The sequence below is a fragment of the Streptomyces sp. NPDC002386 genome (assembly GCF_053593175.1).
The window spans coordinates 404671-420134 of record NZ_JBSFBX010000005.1; the positions used below are offsets into that span (position 1 = coordinate 404671).

The window sequence follows — 15464 nt, forward strand, 5'->3', positions numbered from 1 at the left end:
GGTGACGTGACGCGAAAACGAAAAGCTCTGGCCGTGTCACGTCACCTCGTCACATCGCCTGCTTCGCCTCGGTGCGGGCGGCGTCCCCGGTCTTGGCGGACTCTCTGTCCCGGGTGCGCCGCTGGTAGATAGCGGCGTCGAGAGACGCCGACAGCGGCCGCGGCTGCGAGGACGGTCGTCCCCGGTGTGCGCAGTTCCTCGGGGGATCGGGCGACGCGTTCCAGGGTCAGCCGCATGGGCTTGGGGGAGCCGTAGGGGGTTGAGGCTGAGGCGGCGGCGACGGCGTCGCAGGCGGCCGCGAACGCCGGGTCGTCACCGCGCCATGCTCCCGGGTCTCCGGTGCCCAGGATCAGCTCGGCGCGGGACGGGGGCAGGACGAGGGCCAGGAGGCGGAGGTAGCCGATGCGCAGGGCGCGGCCGCGTTCGGTGCGGGCGTCCGGGTCGCGGCCGGCGAGCGCGATGGCGAGGCGGGTGTCGGTGCGGGCCCGGACCCGGACGGCGCGTAGGTCGATGCCTTGCTCGGCGGCCGCTTCGTCGAGGACCTGGCCGTGCCTCAGGGCGGTGATGTGCGGTTGGCCAGGCGGCCGGGAAGCGGGCGGGGAGCAAGGGTTGCCTGAAAGGGGCGGGGCGGTCGGATTCGAACCGACGTCCTCCGAGATGATGTCGCGGCGCACTACCTCTGTGCTACGACCCCGCCTTGCGGGCGATCATAAGTCGTACCTATGTGTGAGGACAACGATAAAGCGCCTCTACGTGCGCCTACGGCTCTCGCTCCGGCCTCCCGTTACGTGCGGTTGTGCGTAGGCTGCCCGTGACCCGGCGGATCAGCAGCGACGCCCGGAGTCCATCGCGGGCGTGGTGGGGGCCGAGAGCAGGAGTGCGCACAGGGCGGTGGCCACAGCGGGAGGGCGAAGTGCCCGCCGAGCGGCCCAGGGCCGTGCCGCAGGCCACGCCCAGACCGATCGCGCTGGACATCCCCCCGACCGTCTCCGTCGAGGCGGTCATGCCCGCACCCGACGGGCGGAGTGCCCAGTTGCACTCCGGCCGCAGGTGGCGGAGGCCAGACGGTGGTGGCGAGATCCTGCTCACCGCCGCTCCGGCCGCGGGTCTGACGGCCGTGAGGGTGCGCGCCGCCTGGCGGGCGGCTTCCGAGTTCCTGTACGGCCGCTGGGACGCCTTGTGCGCGCGGCAGGTACGCGAGATGTTCGCCTATGGCGCGTATCCACTTCTTCCCGAAGCCAGCGGCTCCTGTCTCGTCGCCGGGGATGCTGAAGATGTTCGGTTCCTACGCGAGTTGTTCCATCAGCGCCCCATACAGGTTGCCGAAGAACGGCTGGAGGAAGACCGCGAGGGACTCGGCGTTCTGCCTGGGGGAGGGGTTGTGGCGATGACGTGGTCCAGGAACGGGAACATGCCCCAGTCGTCGATCCGCTGCCGTAGCGCGGCCTGCGCGGGGGTGTCCGGCAGGAGCAGTCCGTGCAGCACGTACAGCGCGTAGAACATGCGCACACCGACCAGCACCTCTCGTGCACGCACCTGCTCCTCGTCACCCGCCCGCAGGACCTGAGCCACCATGTCCGCGTTCTGGTGGAGTAGCTCCCAGTCCATCTCGGACCCCTCGCCGCGCTCCGCGGCACCGAGCATTTGTGCCCAGTCCTCAGCCGTCAGCCCGAACATGCCGAAGGCGGCGAAGGCTTCGGCCAGCGCGTCCGCCCCGAACCTCCTGCATGCGGCCCGGCCGGGTTAGCGGTAGGGCTGGAAGAAGGCGGGCGGACGACCGAGCGGGAGGTCTGGGTTCCAAAGCGTCAGACACCGCGCGCTTGGTCGAAATGCGGTTGGGGTAGGGCGGCCAAGGGCCAGAACCGCCAGGGCCTAATGTCCCCCTCGCGCTGATGCGGGACGCCGGACCAGCGGGTGACGAGGACGGGAACTGTCGCCCGGACGACGTCGCCAACCCTGTCCAAGAGAATGCCCAGTACTTGCACTTCATCAGGGACCGCCAGCAGGCCGGCTTCCTCGTTGAGCTCGCGGACTGCCGCCTCCGCGAATGTCTCCCCCGGTTCGTCGGTGCCGCCGGCCCGCTCGCACGCACCGCGTCGGTGACGGCCGAAGAGGACTCCGTCGGACCCGCAGACGATCACGCCGACCCCAAGTGCCTGTTCGGTGGAGGTGGCTCACTGATGCGAGGGCGGCTCGGTACGCGCTATGGACGGCGGGCCGCGTACAGCCGGTAGGAGACGGCGCTGTCCGGCTGTACGGCGTCCATCGCCGTGACCGACTCCAAGGTGAGGCCGTGCTCGACGAGGAGGTCCTCCCACAGCTGCGGCGCGAGGACCCACATGTGCACCAGGTGCTCTTGCTTGGTGCCCGGTAGGCGCAGTACCTCGGGCCGCGCGACCACGCAGGCCGAGGGGCCGATGCCGTGCGAGTTGGTATGCAGCGCGCTGAAGATGAAGCGCCCGCCGGGCCTGAGTCCGTTCGCCAGCGCGGGCAGCAGCCGACGCGGATCCGTGAAAGGGACACCGCTGACCGAGTAGATCAGGTCGTGCGGGTCGGCATCGCGCAGATGGGCCACCGCGTCGGCGCAGGCCAGGCGCAGGTCAGGGGTGTCAGGGTAGCGGGCGACGGCGCGCCGGTGCTGGGTCGGGGAAGAGTCCACGGCGGTGACCTTCGCGCCCAGGGAGGCCATCCGGGCGGCATGCCGCCCGAGCCCACTGCCCACGTCGAGCACGCGCCGCCCCGTCACGTCGCCGAAGAACTCGACACCTGGGCCCGCTCCCGGTATGTCCCATGACCACCCGTCGAGCTCAGGCAGCTCGATGTCCCTCGCCAGCTGGTGGGCACCGTATGCGGTCCAGGTGCCCTTGTTCTGTGTCTCGATCTCCAGCATCAGTTGCTCCGGTAGCAGGGAGGCGGTCAAGGGTGCAGGGCGTAGCAGCGTAGGACGTCGATGTCGGCGGTCCGGACGACGGACCAGCCTGCCGTGAGGATTTCGGCCTCTGCGGGGCTTATCCCGAGTCCCGAGAGGGCGGGATCGGTGGTTGTGCGGCGGCCGGTGACCTCGGTAACGACCCAGAAGGTTCCCCCGGGCACCAGGAGCCGGCGGACGCGGCTGAGGAAGGCGGGCTTGTCGTCCATCCACCGGTAGACCAGGCGGCAGGTGATGAGCGCATAGGCCGGGTCTGGCAGGGGACTGTGATCGTCGGCGGTGACGTCGAAGTACCGCCAGGCCGGCCCGGGGCGGCTGTCCAGAGCGGCGGCGAGGGCGAGGGCGCTGGGGGAGCAGTCGGCGCCCGTCGTGCGATATCCGATTTCGTGGTGGAGGTAGCGCGCAAGATTTCCGTCGCCGCTGCCGATGTCGAGGGCGGGCCGGCCGCGCCCCGGGCCGAGGTGTCGCTCCATCAGCCGCTTCTCGGTTTCACAGAGCTGCCGGTATCGGCGGCCTTCTGCCCAGAGCGGATCCCAGTAGGCGGTGCTCGCGGTAGACCCAGTGCTGATCACGATGCTTCTTCGCGGACGGCCCGCACGGCACTTGGAGTGAGCAAGGCTGAAATAGCCCGCAAAACGCTCATCACGACGCCCCACCCCTCGCCGAACCACCAGAGCAGGGCCCTCACGTTCCGGAAGCACCGGCGGACACCGCTCACTGCTTGGACTCCTTCATGAGCCGGTCCTGGTTCGTCGGCCCCGGTCGGTGAACTCGGGATGGTCGTCGTTAACGGCCCTCGGCCACCTCGATGCGCCGCCGCCCGGTCGGCCCCCCGCCCGACACGAACCGGACCGGCCACCTGCAGTCTCGGACACCGGCTACGTCCGTGCCGCGCTGTGTCACTCGTTCGAGTTGAGTTCGTCGTACACCAGGTCCACGAGTCTTTCGGCCTCGGGTGTACGGGGGTCGGGGGAGACCTCGTAGTACCCGCCCAAGGTCGTGATCACGTCCTTGTGGGAGTCGTCGTGATCGTGCTGATCTTCTTCTTGTTCCTGGGGAGTCTTGGGGTCGGCACTCTGCCACCACCAGATCGTGCTCCGGATCTCGTCCTTGGTCAGGGGGCCGTGGAGTGTGATGTCCCTGCCCTGGACCTTCGCCGTGATCCTCGCCGAGTTCGCGCCTGTAGTCATGCGTCCTCATCTCCTTACCGCGAAGCGGACGCCGTCAGCGCCCTGCGTCGATCACAGCAGCGGTTACCCGGCCGAAGGCCATGTCTCACGGTCCGAACCGGACAGCAATCGGAGGAGTTATTGCTGCGCTGTGCGGTTCAGTCCGTCGGAGGAGCGATCGTGACGAGCAGGGTGTGGGTCACCTCGTCGTGCTGGGCGCCGTCCAGGCCGAGGGACACGGACCCGTCCGCTGTGATCGCGAACTCCAGCCGCACCGTGCCTTCCTGGAGGTGGAACGGATCGTCCCCGGTCTGCGCCGATGCCGTCACGCGGCGGATCATCGCGATCGCGTCGACCAGGACGGTGTCCACCGTGCCGTGCCGCAGCTCGTGCTGGTGCTCCAGGTCGGGAGGCACCAGGGTCATCTCGATGGCATGGGTGTCGCGGCGGGACACCGTGCGTCCGATCCTGAGTTTCATGCCGATGAACGGCAGTCGGAAGTTCAGGGAGCCGCCGGCCGTCGCGGTGGCGAGGGCGTGCAGGGTGAGCCGCACTGAGGTGACACGTAGATCCCGCCCAGCCGTGGTGGCCGACATGTTCGACTCCGTGACCGCTCGCTTGACGGCGGTCACCAGGTCCTCGACGGGCACGCCGTCGTCGGTCACGTTCACGTGTCCTCGCATCGGACGGGGGTGGGGACGACTCGGGCGGGACTGAAAACGCCAGGGGCGGGCGCAGCGGCGGGGGCGGGGATGGAGGTGGTCGCGGCGGGATCACCGTAGACCGTGTACGCCAGCCAGGTGGGGTCGGTCTCGTCGTGTCCGGCGTGGGAGCGGGCCCGGTGCACGGCCGTGCCCAGCGGCTCCCCCGCCGAGAGGGAGGCGTAGAAGGCTTCCGCGAACCGCTGGGCGCTGTCGCTGCGCACCGCCCACAGCGTGCCCACGAAGGCGCTGGCGCCCGCGCCCATGAACTGCTGCGCCCAGCCGAGCATCCGGGTGTACTGAGGGACGGCTCCGGCCGCCCGGCACGCGTTGATGAAGATGAGCGGACGGCCGTCCTGCAGGGCGCGGCGGGCGACGGCGCTGTTCAAAAGAGCCGGGACGAAGGGGCCGTCCGCGAGGAGGATCGACGAACCGCCGCCGGGGTCGAAGGTGTTGTGGCAGGTGAAGTGGAGCGGTCCCGTCGTGCCCGCGTCAACGACGGTCAGGACGCCGTCCAGCGTGTCCACGACGGTTCCGGTGCCGAGAATCCGGCGGATCGACTCGATCTCGCTGTCACCGTTGACCGGGGCCCGCGCGGAGACCACGTAGTGCGGCTCACCGATCGGCAGCACGGACGAGCGGGGCCGGCCCAGACTGTGGCGCAGGACCGGGAACTGCTGGACCAGGAACCCCTCGTCACGGCCCGGCGCGACGGGATAGAGGAGTTCCCACGGGAGGACGTCGTGCTCGGACGCGACGCTGAAGGCCGTGATGTGGTCGCGCAGTTGCCAGAACTGCTCCTTGATCGGGTCCGGAACCATCTCCGTCCACAGACCCACCCCCGTCTCCTTCATCCAGCGTCGGGCGTGGGCGCCGGAGTACTCCCCGCGGCCCGCGGCCAGTCTCTGCAGCATGGCGTACGCGCGCTCCGCGGCCGCTTCCGGGGCGGCGGTGAGGGCCTGCGCGAGGACGGCGCCGTAGATGCACCGGTCGGAGATGAGACGGAACGTGTACTGGTCGCCGACCCGGTCCACGAGCAGCGTGACCTCGCCGGGTTGGGCGCGTATCTCGCCCATGTCGGCGGTGCTGGGCGGCTTCACCGCGTAGGGGCCGTCGCGCTCTACCGACACCTCCAGGCCGATCTCGGTGAGGAACGTCCCCCCGGCCCAGGCGCTGACCCGGACGCGGTGCAGGCCCGGTTCCCGGGTCAGGAACGCGAACCGCACCGGCGCGGGGGCATCGAAGGGCGGTACCAGCACGGTGTGTTCCAGCGGACCCTGGGGTTCCAGACCGGCGGGCGCCCGCACGATGAGTGTCAACGGGGAGCCCTCGCGCGCCGGCCGGAACCCGGCCAGCGGGGCCGACACCCCGCCGTCGTCGTGATCCACCGCGAACGGCACCCGCACGACCACGCTGACCGGTTCGCACAGTCCGGCCTGGCAGGGCATCTGGGCCGACAAGTGGTGCGTGGCCGTCGCAGGAGCGGCGTCGGGTTCCCCTGCAGTCCCGGCCGGGGTCTCCTCGGACATGGCGTCCGCGGGAGAGGCGTCGGTCGCCCTGCCGTTTGAGGTGCCGCCAAGGGCGCGCGCCTTGAACACACCGCCCCACAGGCCACGGTCGTCCGCGGCGTCAGCGCGCGTCCACATTCGCACGGCCTCGGCCGTCTGGCCGGTCCGCGCGAGATATCCGGCCAGCACCCGCGTCGCCGTCACGTCGTCGGTGGCGGCCATCTCCCGCAACTGCCACTCCACACCGGCGTCCGGGGCCCCGGACACGGGAGCCGGCCGGGCGGCCAGGCGCGCGGCGGGGGAGGAGAGGATACGGTCGTCGAGCGCGTCCGCCGCCGTCCACCAGCGGACGGCCTCCTCCTGCACATCGAGACGGGCGAGCGCGGCTGCCACCCGGCGGATGTGGTCCACGGCGCGCGCCCGCACGGGCCCGTCCAGCTCCCGTCGGGACACCTGCACACGCTTGGTATCGGGGGCGCGCCGCACCAGCGTCGCCACCGCCTTGACGTCATGGCGGTCGGCCAGCCGCCGCAGCCGCGCCTCGGCCTCGTCCGCGCGCCCGGCGCGGTCGAGGACGCTGATGAGGTCCCACTCCCATGGCTCACCGGCTGCGAGGCCCCGGGTCAGCCAGACGACCGCTTCGTCGAGCCGCTCGCCGTCGTCGCCCTCGCGCAGCCGCGCGACGAGATCGCGCAAGGCACGAAGATCACTGGCGGCGGCCATGTGCCGCAGCCGGTCCTCTGCCTCGGCCGACCGTCCGGCGCTGTCGAGGGCCGCGACGAGTTCCCGCTCCAGCGTGGCGCCCGCGCGCACGGCGAGCGTCAGCCAGTGGACGGCTTCGTCGAGCCGTTGGCCGCCGCTGTTGCGCACGAGGAGTTTCGCCAGGTTGCCCATGGCGCTCACGTCACCGCTCTCGGCCCGCCGGCGCAGCTGTCCTTCCAGGCTTCTGGCGCCCACGTGATCCGCGAGTTGGCGCAGCGCGGTCTCGTCTCCGGCCGCGACCGCCTTCTCCCACCACGCGACGGCCTCGTCGTTACGCCCGTCCTCGGCCAGCGCGGTGGCCAGCACCCGCATGGCGAAGGCGTCGCCCGCCGCGGCCAGCCGCCAGCGCCAGTCCTGTCCCTCTTGACCGGCCTTGCCGCCCGACACCCACCCTCACCCCGCGCCGCATCGTCCTGACAGTTGACGGGACATCACAGTAGGGCGATCCGTGGCGAAGCACCGCCGATTCCCCCGAGTGGGGTATCGAGCACCGGCACTTCGCGGCTCCGAGGGGCGGGTCGGGAAGGCGAGGCGGCTGTGCGGTACCGCGGCTCGGCGGCCACGCCACCCGGCAGGCACCGGATCGCGGGACCCGCCGCGAGGACGGCACGGCCACGACTTCCAAGCCTCCACGACCTGTGGGGGACCCACGAGCCAGAGGCGTTCGCTCGCCGTGTCGATACCGGTGCCGCGCACGGCTTCCCGCACCGCCGCGTCGCGTGCCGACTCGGACATGTGGCCGCCCAGGGCGACGGCGCGGATCTCCTCCCCCGGGGCTTTGAGGGCGGAGACATATTCCGTGTAGATCTCGCGCCGTACCTCCAGTGCGTGCCGAGCTTCCTCCCGCCACCGGTTGCGGTCGGCGATCAGAGTGGCTGCGATGCCGAAGCCTCACCGATGACGTCTACGTCGGTGAGCCCCACTCGCCCGCGCGGCCGTTGCGCGATCCCCGTGATCAACCCTGGCCGCAGACAGGTCCACTGCCCACCTGGGCCACCCGGGACGATGCTCTCTGCCTCACAGCGGAAGGTTCCCGCTGGTCGAGTCTCGGTGCTCACCAGCTGGTGGATTCAGGGGTGTTCCTGCTCGTCCGTGTTCTCGATTGTCGTGGGCTGGCTGCGGCGTCGGCTCATCAGGGTGCATCCCGCGCTCACGAGGCCGATGGCGATGAGCTTGGCGGCCCCGTGGTAGCCCGACGCAGACACCTGTGGGGTGCCGGGAAGCCGGAAAAAGACCCATGCTGTCGCGATGCCGCCGAAAGCGATCAGTGCGATAGCCCCCCACGTTCCCAAGTCCGCCCACCAGGGGCCTGCTACGTAGTTGGGCTCGTCTGCTTGTTCAACGGCCTTGTTGTCCACGGTCTGATTCTCCCGCACGTGAGGGGGGGGGATGGTCGCGCAGGAAGACGTGGGCCCGGTGCGGAAGGTTCACCGCCGCCCGTTTCGACGACCTGGCCAAGGCCGACAGGCATGCGGTGCGGCCCCGGGAGTCGGGGACTACGCCCACTCCATGCCGACGGGACGCTCCATTCCGAACCACCGCTCGACCAGGTTCAGCCAGGATGCGCTGGTCGGCGTGAAGTGCAGGTGGAACCGCGAGTGGGCCAGCAGCCACCGTTCGATGTCGGGTGTCTTGTGGGTCGCGTAGTTGTCCAGGATCAGATGAGCCTGCAGATCAGCCGGGACTTCCCTGTCGAGCTTCGCGAGGAACTTCTTGAACTCCGCTGCCCGGTGGCGGCGGTGATCTTCCGGGGGACGCCGGGCCTGGGGTCGTCGCACAAGCCGTCCAGTCCCCGCTCGATGAAGCGGCGCCGCCAGGTGCGGACTGGCCGGGCGGGCGCGCCGCCCGTCGCCGCCTCCCCGGTAACAGCTGTTACCATGCCGGTATGGCGAAGACACAGCTGGGCGCGCGCGTAGACGAGGACGTAGCGGAACTCGCGAAGAAACGCGCCGCCGACTTGGGGCTGAGCATCGGCGACTACCTCGGCCGGTTGGTGCAGGACGACACCAGCGGCCTACGCGCCCGCGCGGTGGACGCGGCCGCCCGCTTCCTGGCCGAACACCAGGCGATCTTCGACGAGGCCGAACAATCTGAGCAGACGCCTCGAGGAGCGCGCGCAGCCTGATGGATCTGAACATCGACGTTCCCTGGATCCTGCAGGTTGCCGAGGCAGCCGGGGCAAACGATCCAGCCCCCGACGACTACGGCGTGCCCGTGTCAGCGGTCGCCCGCCACCGGGCGGAACTGTTCGAGCAGCCCGTGTACGACGGCCCCTACGCCAAGGCTGCCGCCCTGGTGCACACGCTGGGCCGTTGCCGCTGGCTGGACCGCTCCAACCTGGCCGTCGCCGCCGCGTCAGGCGTCATGTACCTCGAAGCCGCCGGGATCACCGTCAAACCCGCCCGCGAGGACGCCATCGCTCTCAAGGACCTGCTTCTCGACCCCGCCTGCACCGCGGGGAAGATCGCCGCTCTGCTGCGGACCTGGCCCACCGCCACCTGACGCCGGCAGTCCTCCACGTCGCCAAACGTCCAGCCCGGCACGCCCACCACACGGACAGGCGTGCATGACGGCAGCGCTCTTCGCCCCGTACGCAAGCTTCACGGCCGGCACCGCTGGGCCACCCGACGTCCGGGGACCATCGCATGCCCGGCCCGCACAGCCGGCCGACCCGTCCCGCCCCCCCGCGACCCTTGGCACAGGGCACCGAGCCATGGCGCTCAGTGACTCAGCGGCCGCCCGGGGGCGAGGCCAGGACGGGCAGCCAGCCGTCATCCCCAGGAAGCAACCGCAGATGCGCAACCACGACTGTCTTGTTCCCGTCTTCCAGGCGACTTTCCCTTACCGCTCCCCTGGACAGGATTGCCTCGTATGAAGCCACCGAACCGAATCGGGCGCCGCGGGCTCCTCGGCTCGGCTCTCGCCATGGCCGTCACCGGGACGATGGCTTCCTGCAAGTTGGGCACAGCGCCAAGACGCGGCAACCCTGCCATCCCAAAGCCGGTGGCATACCTGCGAACGTCCTGGTCCACCGACCCCTTCGCCCGCTGCTCCTACTCCTACCTCGCACCGAGCAGCCTGGGTGCGAGGGCACGCCCAGTGTTGGCCGCGCCGGTGGAAGACCGCCTGTTCTTCGCCGGGGAGGCGACGTCCTCCGAGGCGCCCTCCACAGCCCACGGCGCACTGGAGAGCGGACGGCGCGCGGCCAGGCAAGTCATCGACGCGGCCGAGGAGGGCGAGCACATTGTGATCATCGGGTCCGGGTTCGCCGGACTCGGCTGCGCTCGCACGCTTGTCGACGAGAACTACCAGGTGACGGTTCTCGAGGGCCGCAACCGCGTCGGCGGGCGCATCTGGACCCAGCACCTCGCCGGAGTTCCGGCGGAAATGGGAGCCTCCTGGATCCACGGCTCCTCCGGCAACGTCATGACCCGCGTCCTGAAAGAAACCGGCGACCCGAGCTACACCTTCGACTACGACAACTCCACCGGCGAGGACGAACGTGCAACGCGTGAACTCGCCCGCCTCGAAAAGAAGCTGGACCAGGTCGACGATCCCAACGAAGCCACCGTCGCCTCCGTAATGCCGCGCAATCCCTCCGCCGCAATGCGCACCGCACTGAACATCAACTATCCGCTGGAGTACGCCGCCGAGCCGAGCCAGCTCTCAGTGGAGGCCACCTTCGAGGGCCGGGACCTGAAGGGACCCGATCTTCTGCTCCCGCGGGGCTACGACCGTCTCCTCGCGCACGTCCGCGGTGACATCCCGGTGCGCACGGGGCACGTCGTCACCGGCATCCGGTACGGCTCGGACGGCGTGACGGTGACCCTGCGGGACGGCAACACCGTGCAGGCCGACCGCGCAGTGGTCACCGTTCCGATCGGCGTACTCAAGGCGGCAACGATCGACTTCGAGCCGGCCCTGCCCGACGCCAAACAGGAGGCCGTCAAAGCGCTGGGAGCCGGTCTTCTTGACAAGCTGTGGCTCGAATTCCCCCAGCCTTTCTGGGACATGGACGTCGACGTCATCGAATGGTTCGACCCCACGAATCCCGAACTGTGGTCCCGGTGGGTCAACGGATACAAGGCCTTCGGCAAGCCTGTGCTCCTCGGCCTCAACGGTGGCGACCAGGCCCACGAGCTCGCCCGAGCATCCGACGACGAGGTCGTCGACAGTGGGATGAGAGCCCTGCAGCGCATGCACTCCTGAGCTTGGCCATCAGCGATGACTACGCGGCCATCATCGCGGCAGCGCTGGTGGTGATTCTCAGGGTGGGCCTGGCAGCCCCTGGCGCAGGAGGCCAGAGCGCCGCTCATCGCCACGAGGACGTCAGACCTTCCCGAAGACCACGGAATCAGCGTGGTTGCCGTGGACGGTGGTCGGGCTATCCCTGCCCTTGGCCCGCGCCCTGGGCCGGGCGCTGTCCCTGCCTTTGGCGCCGGCCCTGCCCCTGGCTCGCGCCTTGGCCCTGACCGGCGCCCCTGCGGTTGTCCCCGGTGCGGTCATGTGCCGGGGCCTCGATCGGTGTGCCGCGGTAGCAGCCCACGGTGTAGGGGAATTCCAGGGTGGCGCTGTAGTGGTACATCGTCGTCTCTTTGTCGTTCCACATCACCTTGCCGGTGCGGCCGTGGCAGCCGTCGAGGTCGGCGTTGGTGGGGAGGTTGCCCTTGTCGTCTCGCTCGACGTAGATGCCGAAGCCGTCCAGTGCGTACCCGACCAGGGTCGAGCCCTTTTCCGTGGTGGCGGAGAGCAGGCAGGACGGGATGTCGTGGTAGTGGTAGTCCTCCGCGCCATCGGGATGGCCGTCGCACATGTCCTGGGTCTCGTGGGCCGCGGCGTCCCGTTCCGCGTCGTCGAGGGCGTTGTAGAGGTAGACGCCGTTCCTGAGGATGCCGATGGCTCCCATGGGGAGACAGCCGGCGTTGTCGGCGAGGCTCGGGGTGAGCGGCAGGGTGAGGTTGACGGTCTTCGACGTGATGGCGTTCGGGTTGGTGTCGTACTCGTAGGCCGGGTCGGACTGCTGGATGGGGAAGGTGCCGGTGCTCTGGTGCGTCGGCAGGTCTTTGGAGGTGATGACCCGGGAGTCGCCCTGGACGGTCTCGTTGTACTCGGCGTTTGGCCAGCTGTGTTCGCCCTGCACCTGCACCTTCGCGGTGGAGTCCCACGTCTTGTTCGCGGTGTCCATCCAGGGGCCGTCGTGTCGTGCCCCGCCGGGGCGGAAGGAGGTCTGGCACGAGTAGACGTGCCCGGTCTGCGCAGCGGTCGAAACCATGTCGTCGCCGAGCGGGATCTTCTTGGGGTCGGTGACCCCGGACCAGGACGCGGGGACGCCTCCGCCGGCCACCGACGGCGCTGGGCTCACGGACTGCCCGGGTGAGGTCTGCTGTGTGGGGGAGGAGGGGACTGCTGACGCGCAGGCTGCCAGCAGCACCGTACCGCTTGCCATGGCCAGCCCTCGCAGCGCGAACCTTCCAGATTTCACAGACGCGGTCACGGTCGTTCCTTTGCTCGGGAGAGTGAAGACGGGTCGGCCTCCGACCCACGGCCGACGCGGCCCCGGGCCTTGCTGGTCCGTCGAGCGAGAACGCTGGCAGTCTCAGGGGCGCGAGCCGCTGAGGTCCTCCTGAAGATTGGCTGAAACCTCACTCGCGACCGGTTCGCCCGACGCCGGTGGCCGGGGCAGCCGAACCAGGAAGGTGGCGCCGCCGCCAGGGGTCTCCAGCGCGGTCACCGTCCCGTCGCAGCTGCTCACCAGCGCCGCCACGATGGCGAGCCCGAGACCTGACCCCGTTGCGGACCGTGTGCGCGCCCGGGAACCGTCGGGACGGAAGAAGCGCTCGAAGACGTACGGGCGGTCGGCGGCCGCGATCCCGGGGCCGTTGTCGATCACCCGAATCTCGACCATCGGCCCGACCGCCTCGGCAGCGATCCGGGTGACGGTGCCGGGCGGCGTGTGCGTGCGGACGTTCGCCAGTAGATTCCCGATCACCTGCCGCAGCCGCAGCGCGTTCGCGCGGACGGAGACCGCCGGGCCGGTCGCGAGGTCCAGTTCGACCCGGTGGCCGGGGCCGACGGCGCGGTGTTCTTCGACCGCGTCCCAGAGGACTGCGGCCACCTCCACGTCCACATCGGCGCCCCCATCCGTGTCGACATCCACGTCCGTGGCTTCGTGATCGAGGCGTGCCAGGAGGAGCAGATCCTCCACCAGGCCGGTCATCCGCTCCGTCTCTGTGGCGATCCGGGACATCGCCCGCTCGAGCGGCGGTCCGGGCGGCAGCCCGCCGCGGCCATGGAGCTCGGCGTAGCCGCGGATGAGGGCCAGGGGCGTGCGCAGTTCGTGGGAGGCGTCGGCCGCAAACTTCTCCAGCTTGATCCGGGCGGCCTCGCGGGCGGCGAGGGACGCGTCGAGCTGGACGACCATGTGGTCGAACCGCGTGGTCAACCGTCCGACCTCGTCCTGGGTGGCGCGCTGCCGGGCAGGGCGCGTCAGGTCACCGGCAGCCACCGCCTCCGTGGCGTCAACCAGATCATCCAGAGGCTGCAGTTGCCGTCGTACCACCCACCAGCCGACGCCGCCGCCGAGCGCCACGACGGCGCCGCCGCCCAGCAGCAGGCTCCCCAGCAGCAGGTCGGTTGTCCGGGCCGCCTCCGCCAACGACACGGCGAAGACGGTCACGCCGCCGTCGGGGCGGCGGACCGCGGTCCAGCGGTACTCCAGCGCGCCGTCCACGCTCCCGACACTTCTGATCTGGCCGTCCGGGCCGCCGGACAGCGCCGTCGTCCAGGGGACGTCCGGCAGCGGATCCAGGTCCCCGGTCAGCTCCGAGGGCACGGTCTCCTCAAGGTGCCCCCGCGAACCGAAGCGCAGCAGGGCGACCTGCCTAGCCGGAGACTGGTCCTCGCCCGGCCGGACATCTGACCGCGCCGGCTGACCCGGCGGTGCCGACTGCGGCTGGGCGCGGGCGCGCAGGAGCCGTGCGTCGGCCTCGGCGACGCGGTTCGACCGGGTCCACCACAGGGTTCCGCCGCCGAAGGCCGCCACCGACCCGGTGAGCAGCACGGCCACCAGCAGGGCCAGACGCGCGCGCAGCCGCATGCCTCACCTCTCCGACCGCAGCACATAGCCGAAGCCGCGCACCGTGTGGATCAGGGTTGGACCTTGCGCGTCCACCTTTCTGCGTAGCTGGCTGATGTGCGCCTCCACCAGGTTGCCGTCGCCACGACCTGCCTCGGCCTGCCCCCAGACGGCCTCGATGATCTGCGCCTTCGACAGCACCTGGCCGCGCCCCTGGAGCAGGTAGCGCAGGATCCGGTACTCGGTGGGGGAGAGGACGACCTCCCGGCCGCCGCGGGTCACCCGGTGGGCACGGTCGTCGAGCACGAGATCGGTGATCCGCAATGGCCGGTCCGCCCGGTCGGTCCGCCCACTTCGGCGCAGTACGGCGGCGATCCTGAGGGTCAGCTCCTCCAGGCTGAAGGGCTTTGTAAGGTAGTCGTCGCAGCCCCGCGCGAACCCCATGCGCAGGTCGGCCCGGCTGTCCCGGGCGGTGAGGAAGATGACCGGCAGCTCACAGCCTGCGCTGCGCAACCGCCCGCACACCTCGAACCCGTCGAGGTCGGGCAGGGTGACGTCGAGGATCAACAGATCGCAGTCGGGAGTCGGGCCGGCGGACAGACAGTCACGGCCGCTGCTGACGGTGACGGTGTCGTAGCCCTCGTGCCGCAGCGACGCTTCCAGCAGCTCGGCCATCGGCTCGTCGTCCTCGACGAGGAGGATCCGGTTACGTGGCTGCCGGGCGTTCGCTCCCGACGTCGTCGCAGTCATGCGCGGGATAGTAAGACAGCGAGCTGTGGGCTCCGGCGGGCCCGGGACGACGCGAGCGGTCGTCCCGGGCCCGCCCCGCTGAACGGCCGCCAAGCGCTGCTTCAGCCGACATCCTCCCGCCACTGCAGGGCGCGACAACTGCCGAGCAATTCAGGGCATCGGACCGTACCTCGGCCGCAGCCGTTCGCCGCAGCCTAAGCACCGACGTCCGACATCCGGAGTCCTCGGACAACCCACCACGCCGCTCAGAATCCGGGAACGCAAGTAGGTACTGAACGGACCTATGAGGACCCTGACCTGCAGGCTGTCCCGCTTGCGCTTGATGCCTGAGTAGTGCGGAGTGTCTGCGGTGATCCTGTCGATCGGCAGCAGGGTGCCGTCCAGGACGAGAAGCGCCTTGCGTGAGGTCGTCTTCATCGCCTTGGCCTGGGTTGTTGGGGTTGTTGGGGTTGTTGGGTTGGTGGTTGGCGGGGGTTAGTGGATGGTGCGGTGGAGGGTGACGGTGGGGGTGAAGTTGGTTTGGGGGTCGTTGGTGTTGCTGGTGTGGGGGGCGTGTGCGGTTTCGTGGTC

15 protein-coding genes and 1 pseudogene are annotated in these 15464 nt (G+C 70.1%); 3 read left to right on the top strand and 13 right to left on the bottom strand.

Annotation, left to right across the window (positions count from 1 at the left end; all coding sequences use genetic code 11):
- Positions 1-41: 41 nt before the first annotated feature.
- From ACWCPN_RS13880 to ACWCPN_RS13925, 10 genes and pseudogenes are all read right to left on the bottom strand, one after another.
- Entirely contained in the window at positions 42-674 is a 633-nt protein-coding gene (locus ACWCPN_RS13880; RefSeq protein ID WP_451205214.1) for a hypothetical protein, read from the bottom strand.
- A gap of 628 nt (positions 675-1302) precedes the next feature.
- On the bottom strand, positions 1303-1644 hold the full coding sequence (locus tag ACWCPN_RS13885) for a hypothetical protein (RefSeq protein ID WP_451205217.1): 342 nt from the start codon (positions 1642-1644) through the stop codon (positions 1303-1305).
- A 161-nt stretch (positions 1645-1805) separates the two neighbouring features.
- A complete protein-coding gene (locus tag ACWCPN_RS13890; RefSeq protein WP_451205220.1) occupies positions 1806-2141 on the bottom strand; it encodes an NUDIX domain-containing protein in 336 nt (111 codons plus the stop codon).
- Positions 2142-2203: 62 nt separating this feature from the next.
- Positions 2204-2920, bottom strand: coding sequence for a class I SAM-dependent methyltransferase (locus ACWCPN_RS13895; RefSeq protein WP_451205223.1), 717 nt, complete (start codon positions 2918-2920; stop codon positions 2204-2206).
- Positions 2917-3501: a class I SAM-dependent methyltransferase gene (locus ACWCPN_RS13900; protein ID WP_451205225.1), complete on the bottom strand. Its 585-nt coding sequence runs from the start codon at positions 3499-3501 to the stop codon at positions 2917-2919. The genes ACWCPN_RS13895 and ACWCPN_RS13900 overlap by 4 nt, the downstream gene beginning before the upstream one ends.
- A 327-nt stretch (positions 3502-3828) precedes the next feature.
- Positions 3829-4119 carry a hypothetical protein gene (locus ACWCPN_RS13905; protein ID WP_451205228.1) on the bottom strand — a complete coding sequence of 97 codons (291 nt, stop codon included), beginning with the start codon at positions 4117-4119 and terminating at the stop codon, positions 3829-3831.
- Between the two features lie 137 nt (positions 4120-4256).
- Entirely contained in the window at positions 4257-4763 is a 507-nt protein-coding gene (locus ACWCPN_RS13910; protein WP_451205231.1) for a trypco2 family protein, read from the bottom strand.
- A 2-nt stretch (positions 4764-4765) separates the two neighbouring features.
- On the bottom strand, positions 4766-7456 hold the full coding sequence (locus ACWCPN_RS13915; protein ID WP_451205234.1) for a CHAT domain-containing protein: 2691 nt from the start codon (positions 7454-7456) through the stop codon (positions 4766-4768).
- A 683-nt stretch (positions 7457-8139) separates the two neighbouring features.
- Entirely contained in the window at positions 8140-8427 is a 288-nt protein-coding gene (locus ACWCPN_RS13920; protein ID WP_451205237.1) for a hypothetical protein, read from the bottom strand.
- Positions 8428-8601: 174 nt separating this feature from the next.
- A pseudogene (locus ACWCPN_RS13925) lies at positions 8602-8808 on the bottom strand (transposase); the annotation flags it as partial.
- A 146-nt stretch (positions 8809-8954) separates the two neighbouring features.
- Here ACWCPN_RS13925 and ACWCPN_RS13930 point away from each other — a divergent pair.
- The 3 genes from ACWCPN_RS13930 (at position 8955) to ACWCPN_RS13940 (ending at position 11278) form a co-directional block, all read left to right on the top strand.
- Positions 8955-9194 carry a hypothetical protein gene (locus ACWCPN_RS13930; protein ID WP_451205240.1) on the top strand — a complete coding sequence of 80 codons (240 nt, stop codon included), beginning with the start codon at positions 8955-8957 and terminating at the stop codon, positions 9192-9194.
- Positions 9194-9571: a fic family toxin-antitoxin system, toxin component gene (locus tag ACWCPN_RS13935; RefSeq protein WP_199213340.1), complete on the top strand. Its 378-nt coding sequence runs from the start codon at positions 9194-9196 to the stop codon at positions 9569-9571. Before ACWCPN_RS13930 ends, ACWCPN_RS13935 begins: the two co-directional genes overlap by 1 nt.
- A gap of 423 nt (positions 9572-9994) precedes the next feature.
- The gene (locus tag ACWCPN_RS13940; protein ID WP_451205305.1) at positions 9995-11278 is read left to right on the top strand and encodes an FAD-dependent oxidoreductase; all 1284 of its coding nucleotides are present in this window, start codon (positions 9995-9997) and stop codon (positions 11276-11278) included.
- Between the two features lie 175 nt (positions 11279-11453).
- On the opposite strand, the gene ACWCPN_RS13945 is transcribed toward ACWCPN_RS13940, so the two are convergent.
- From ACWCPN_RS13945 to ACWCPN_RS13955, 3 genes are all read right to left on the bottom strand, one after another.
- Positions 11454-12431: a YHYH protein gene (locus ACWCPN_RS13945; protein ID WP_451205243.1), complete on the bottom strand. Its 978-nt coding sequence runs from the start codon at positions 12429-12431 to the stop codon at positions 11454-11456.
- A gap of 234 nt (positions 12432-12665) precedes the next feature.
- Positions 12666-14165 (bottom strand): sensor histidine kinase, encoded by a 1500-nt coding sequence (locus ACWCPN_RS13950; protein WP_451205245.1) that lies wholly within the window; start codon positions 14163-14165, stop codon positions 12666-12668.
- A 3-nt stretch (positions 14166-14168) separates the two neighbouring features.
- Entirely contained in the window at positions 14169-14894 is a 726-nt protein-coding gene (locus ACWCPN_RS13955; protein WP_451205248.1) for a response regulator transcription factor, read from the bottom strand.
- Between the last annotated feature and the right edge of the window lie 570 nt (positions 14895-15464).

Excerpts from the sequence above, each read along its gene's own strand:
- ACWCPN_RS13885 (WP_451205217.1), bottom strand. The coding sequence starts at position 1,644 with ATGCTCGGTGCCGCGGAGCGCGGCGAGGGGTCCGAGATGGACTGGGAG.
- ACWCPN_RS13905 (WP_451205228.1), bottom strand. The coding sequence starts at position 4,119 with ATGACTACAGGCGCGAACTCGGCGAGGATCACGGCGAAGGTCCAGGGC.
- ACWCPN_RS13950 (WP_451205245.1), bottom strand. The coding sequence starts at position 14,165 with ATGCGGCTGCGCGCGCGTCTGGCCCTGCTGGTGGCCGTGCTGCTCACC.
- ACWCPN_RS13935 (WP_199213340.1), top strand. The coding sequence starts at position 9,194 with ATGGATCTGAACATCGACGTTCCCTGGATCCTGCAGGTTGCCGAGGCA.
- ACWCPN_RS13940 (WP_451205305.1), top strand. The coding sequence starts at position 9,995 with ATGGCCGTCACCGGGACGATGGCTTCCTGCAAGTTGGGCACAGCGCCA.
- ACWCPN_RS13930 (WP_451205240.1), top strand. The coding sequence starts at position 8,955 with ATGGCGAAGACACAGCTGGGCGCGCGCGTAGACGAGGACGTAGCGGAA.
- ACWCPN_RS13955 (WP_451205248.1), bottom strand. The coding sequence starts at position 14,894 with ATGACTGCGACGACGTCGGGAGCGAACGCCCGGCAGCCACGTAACCGG.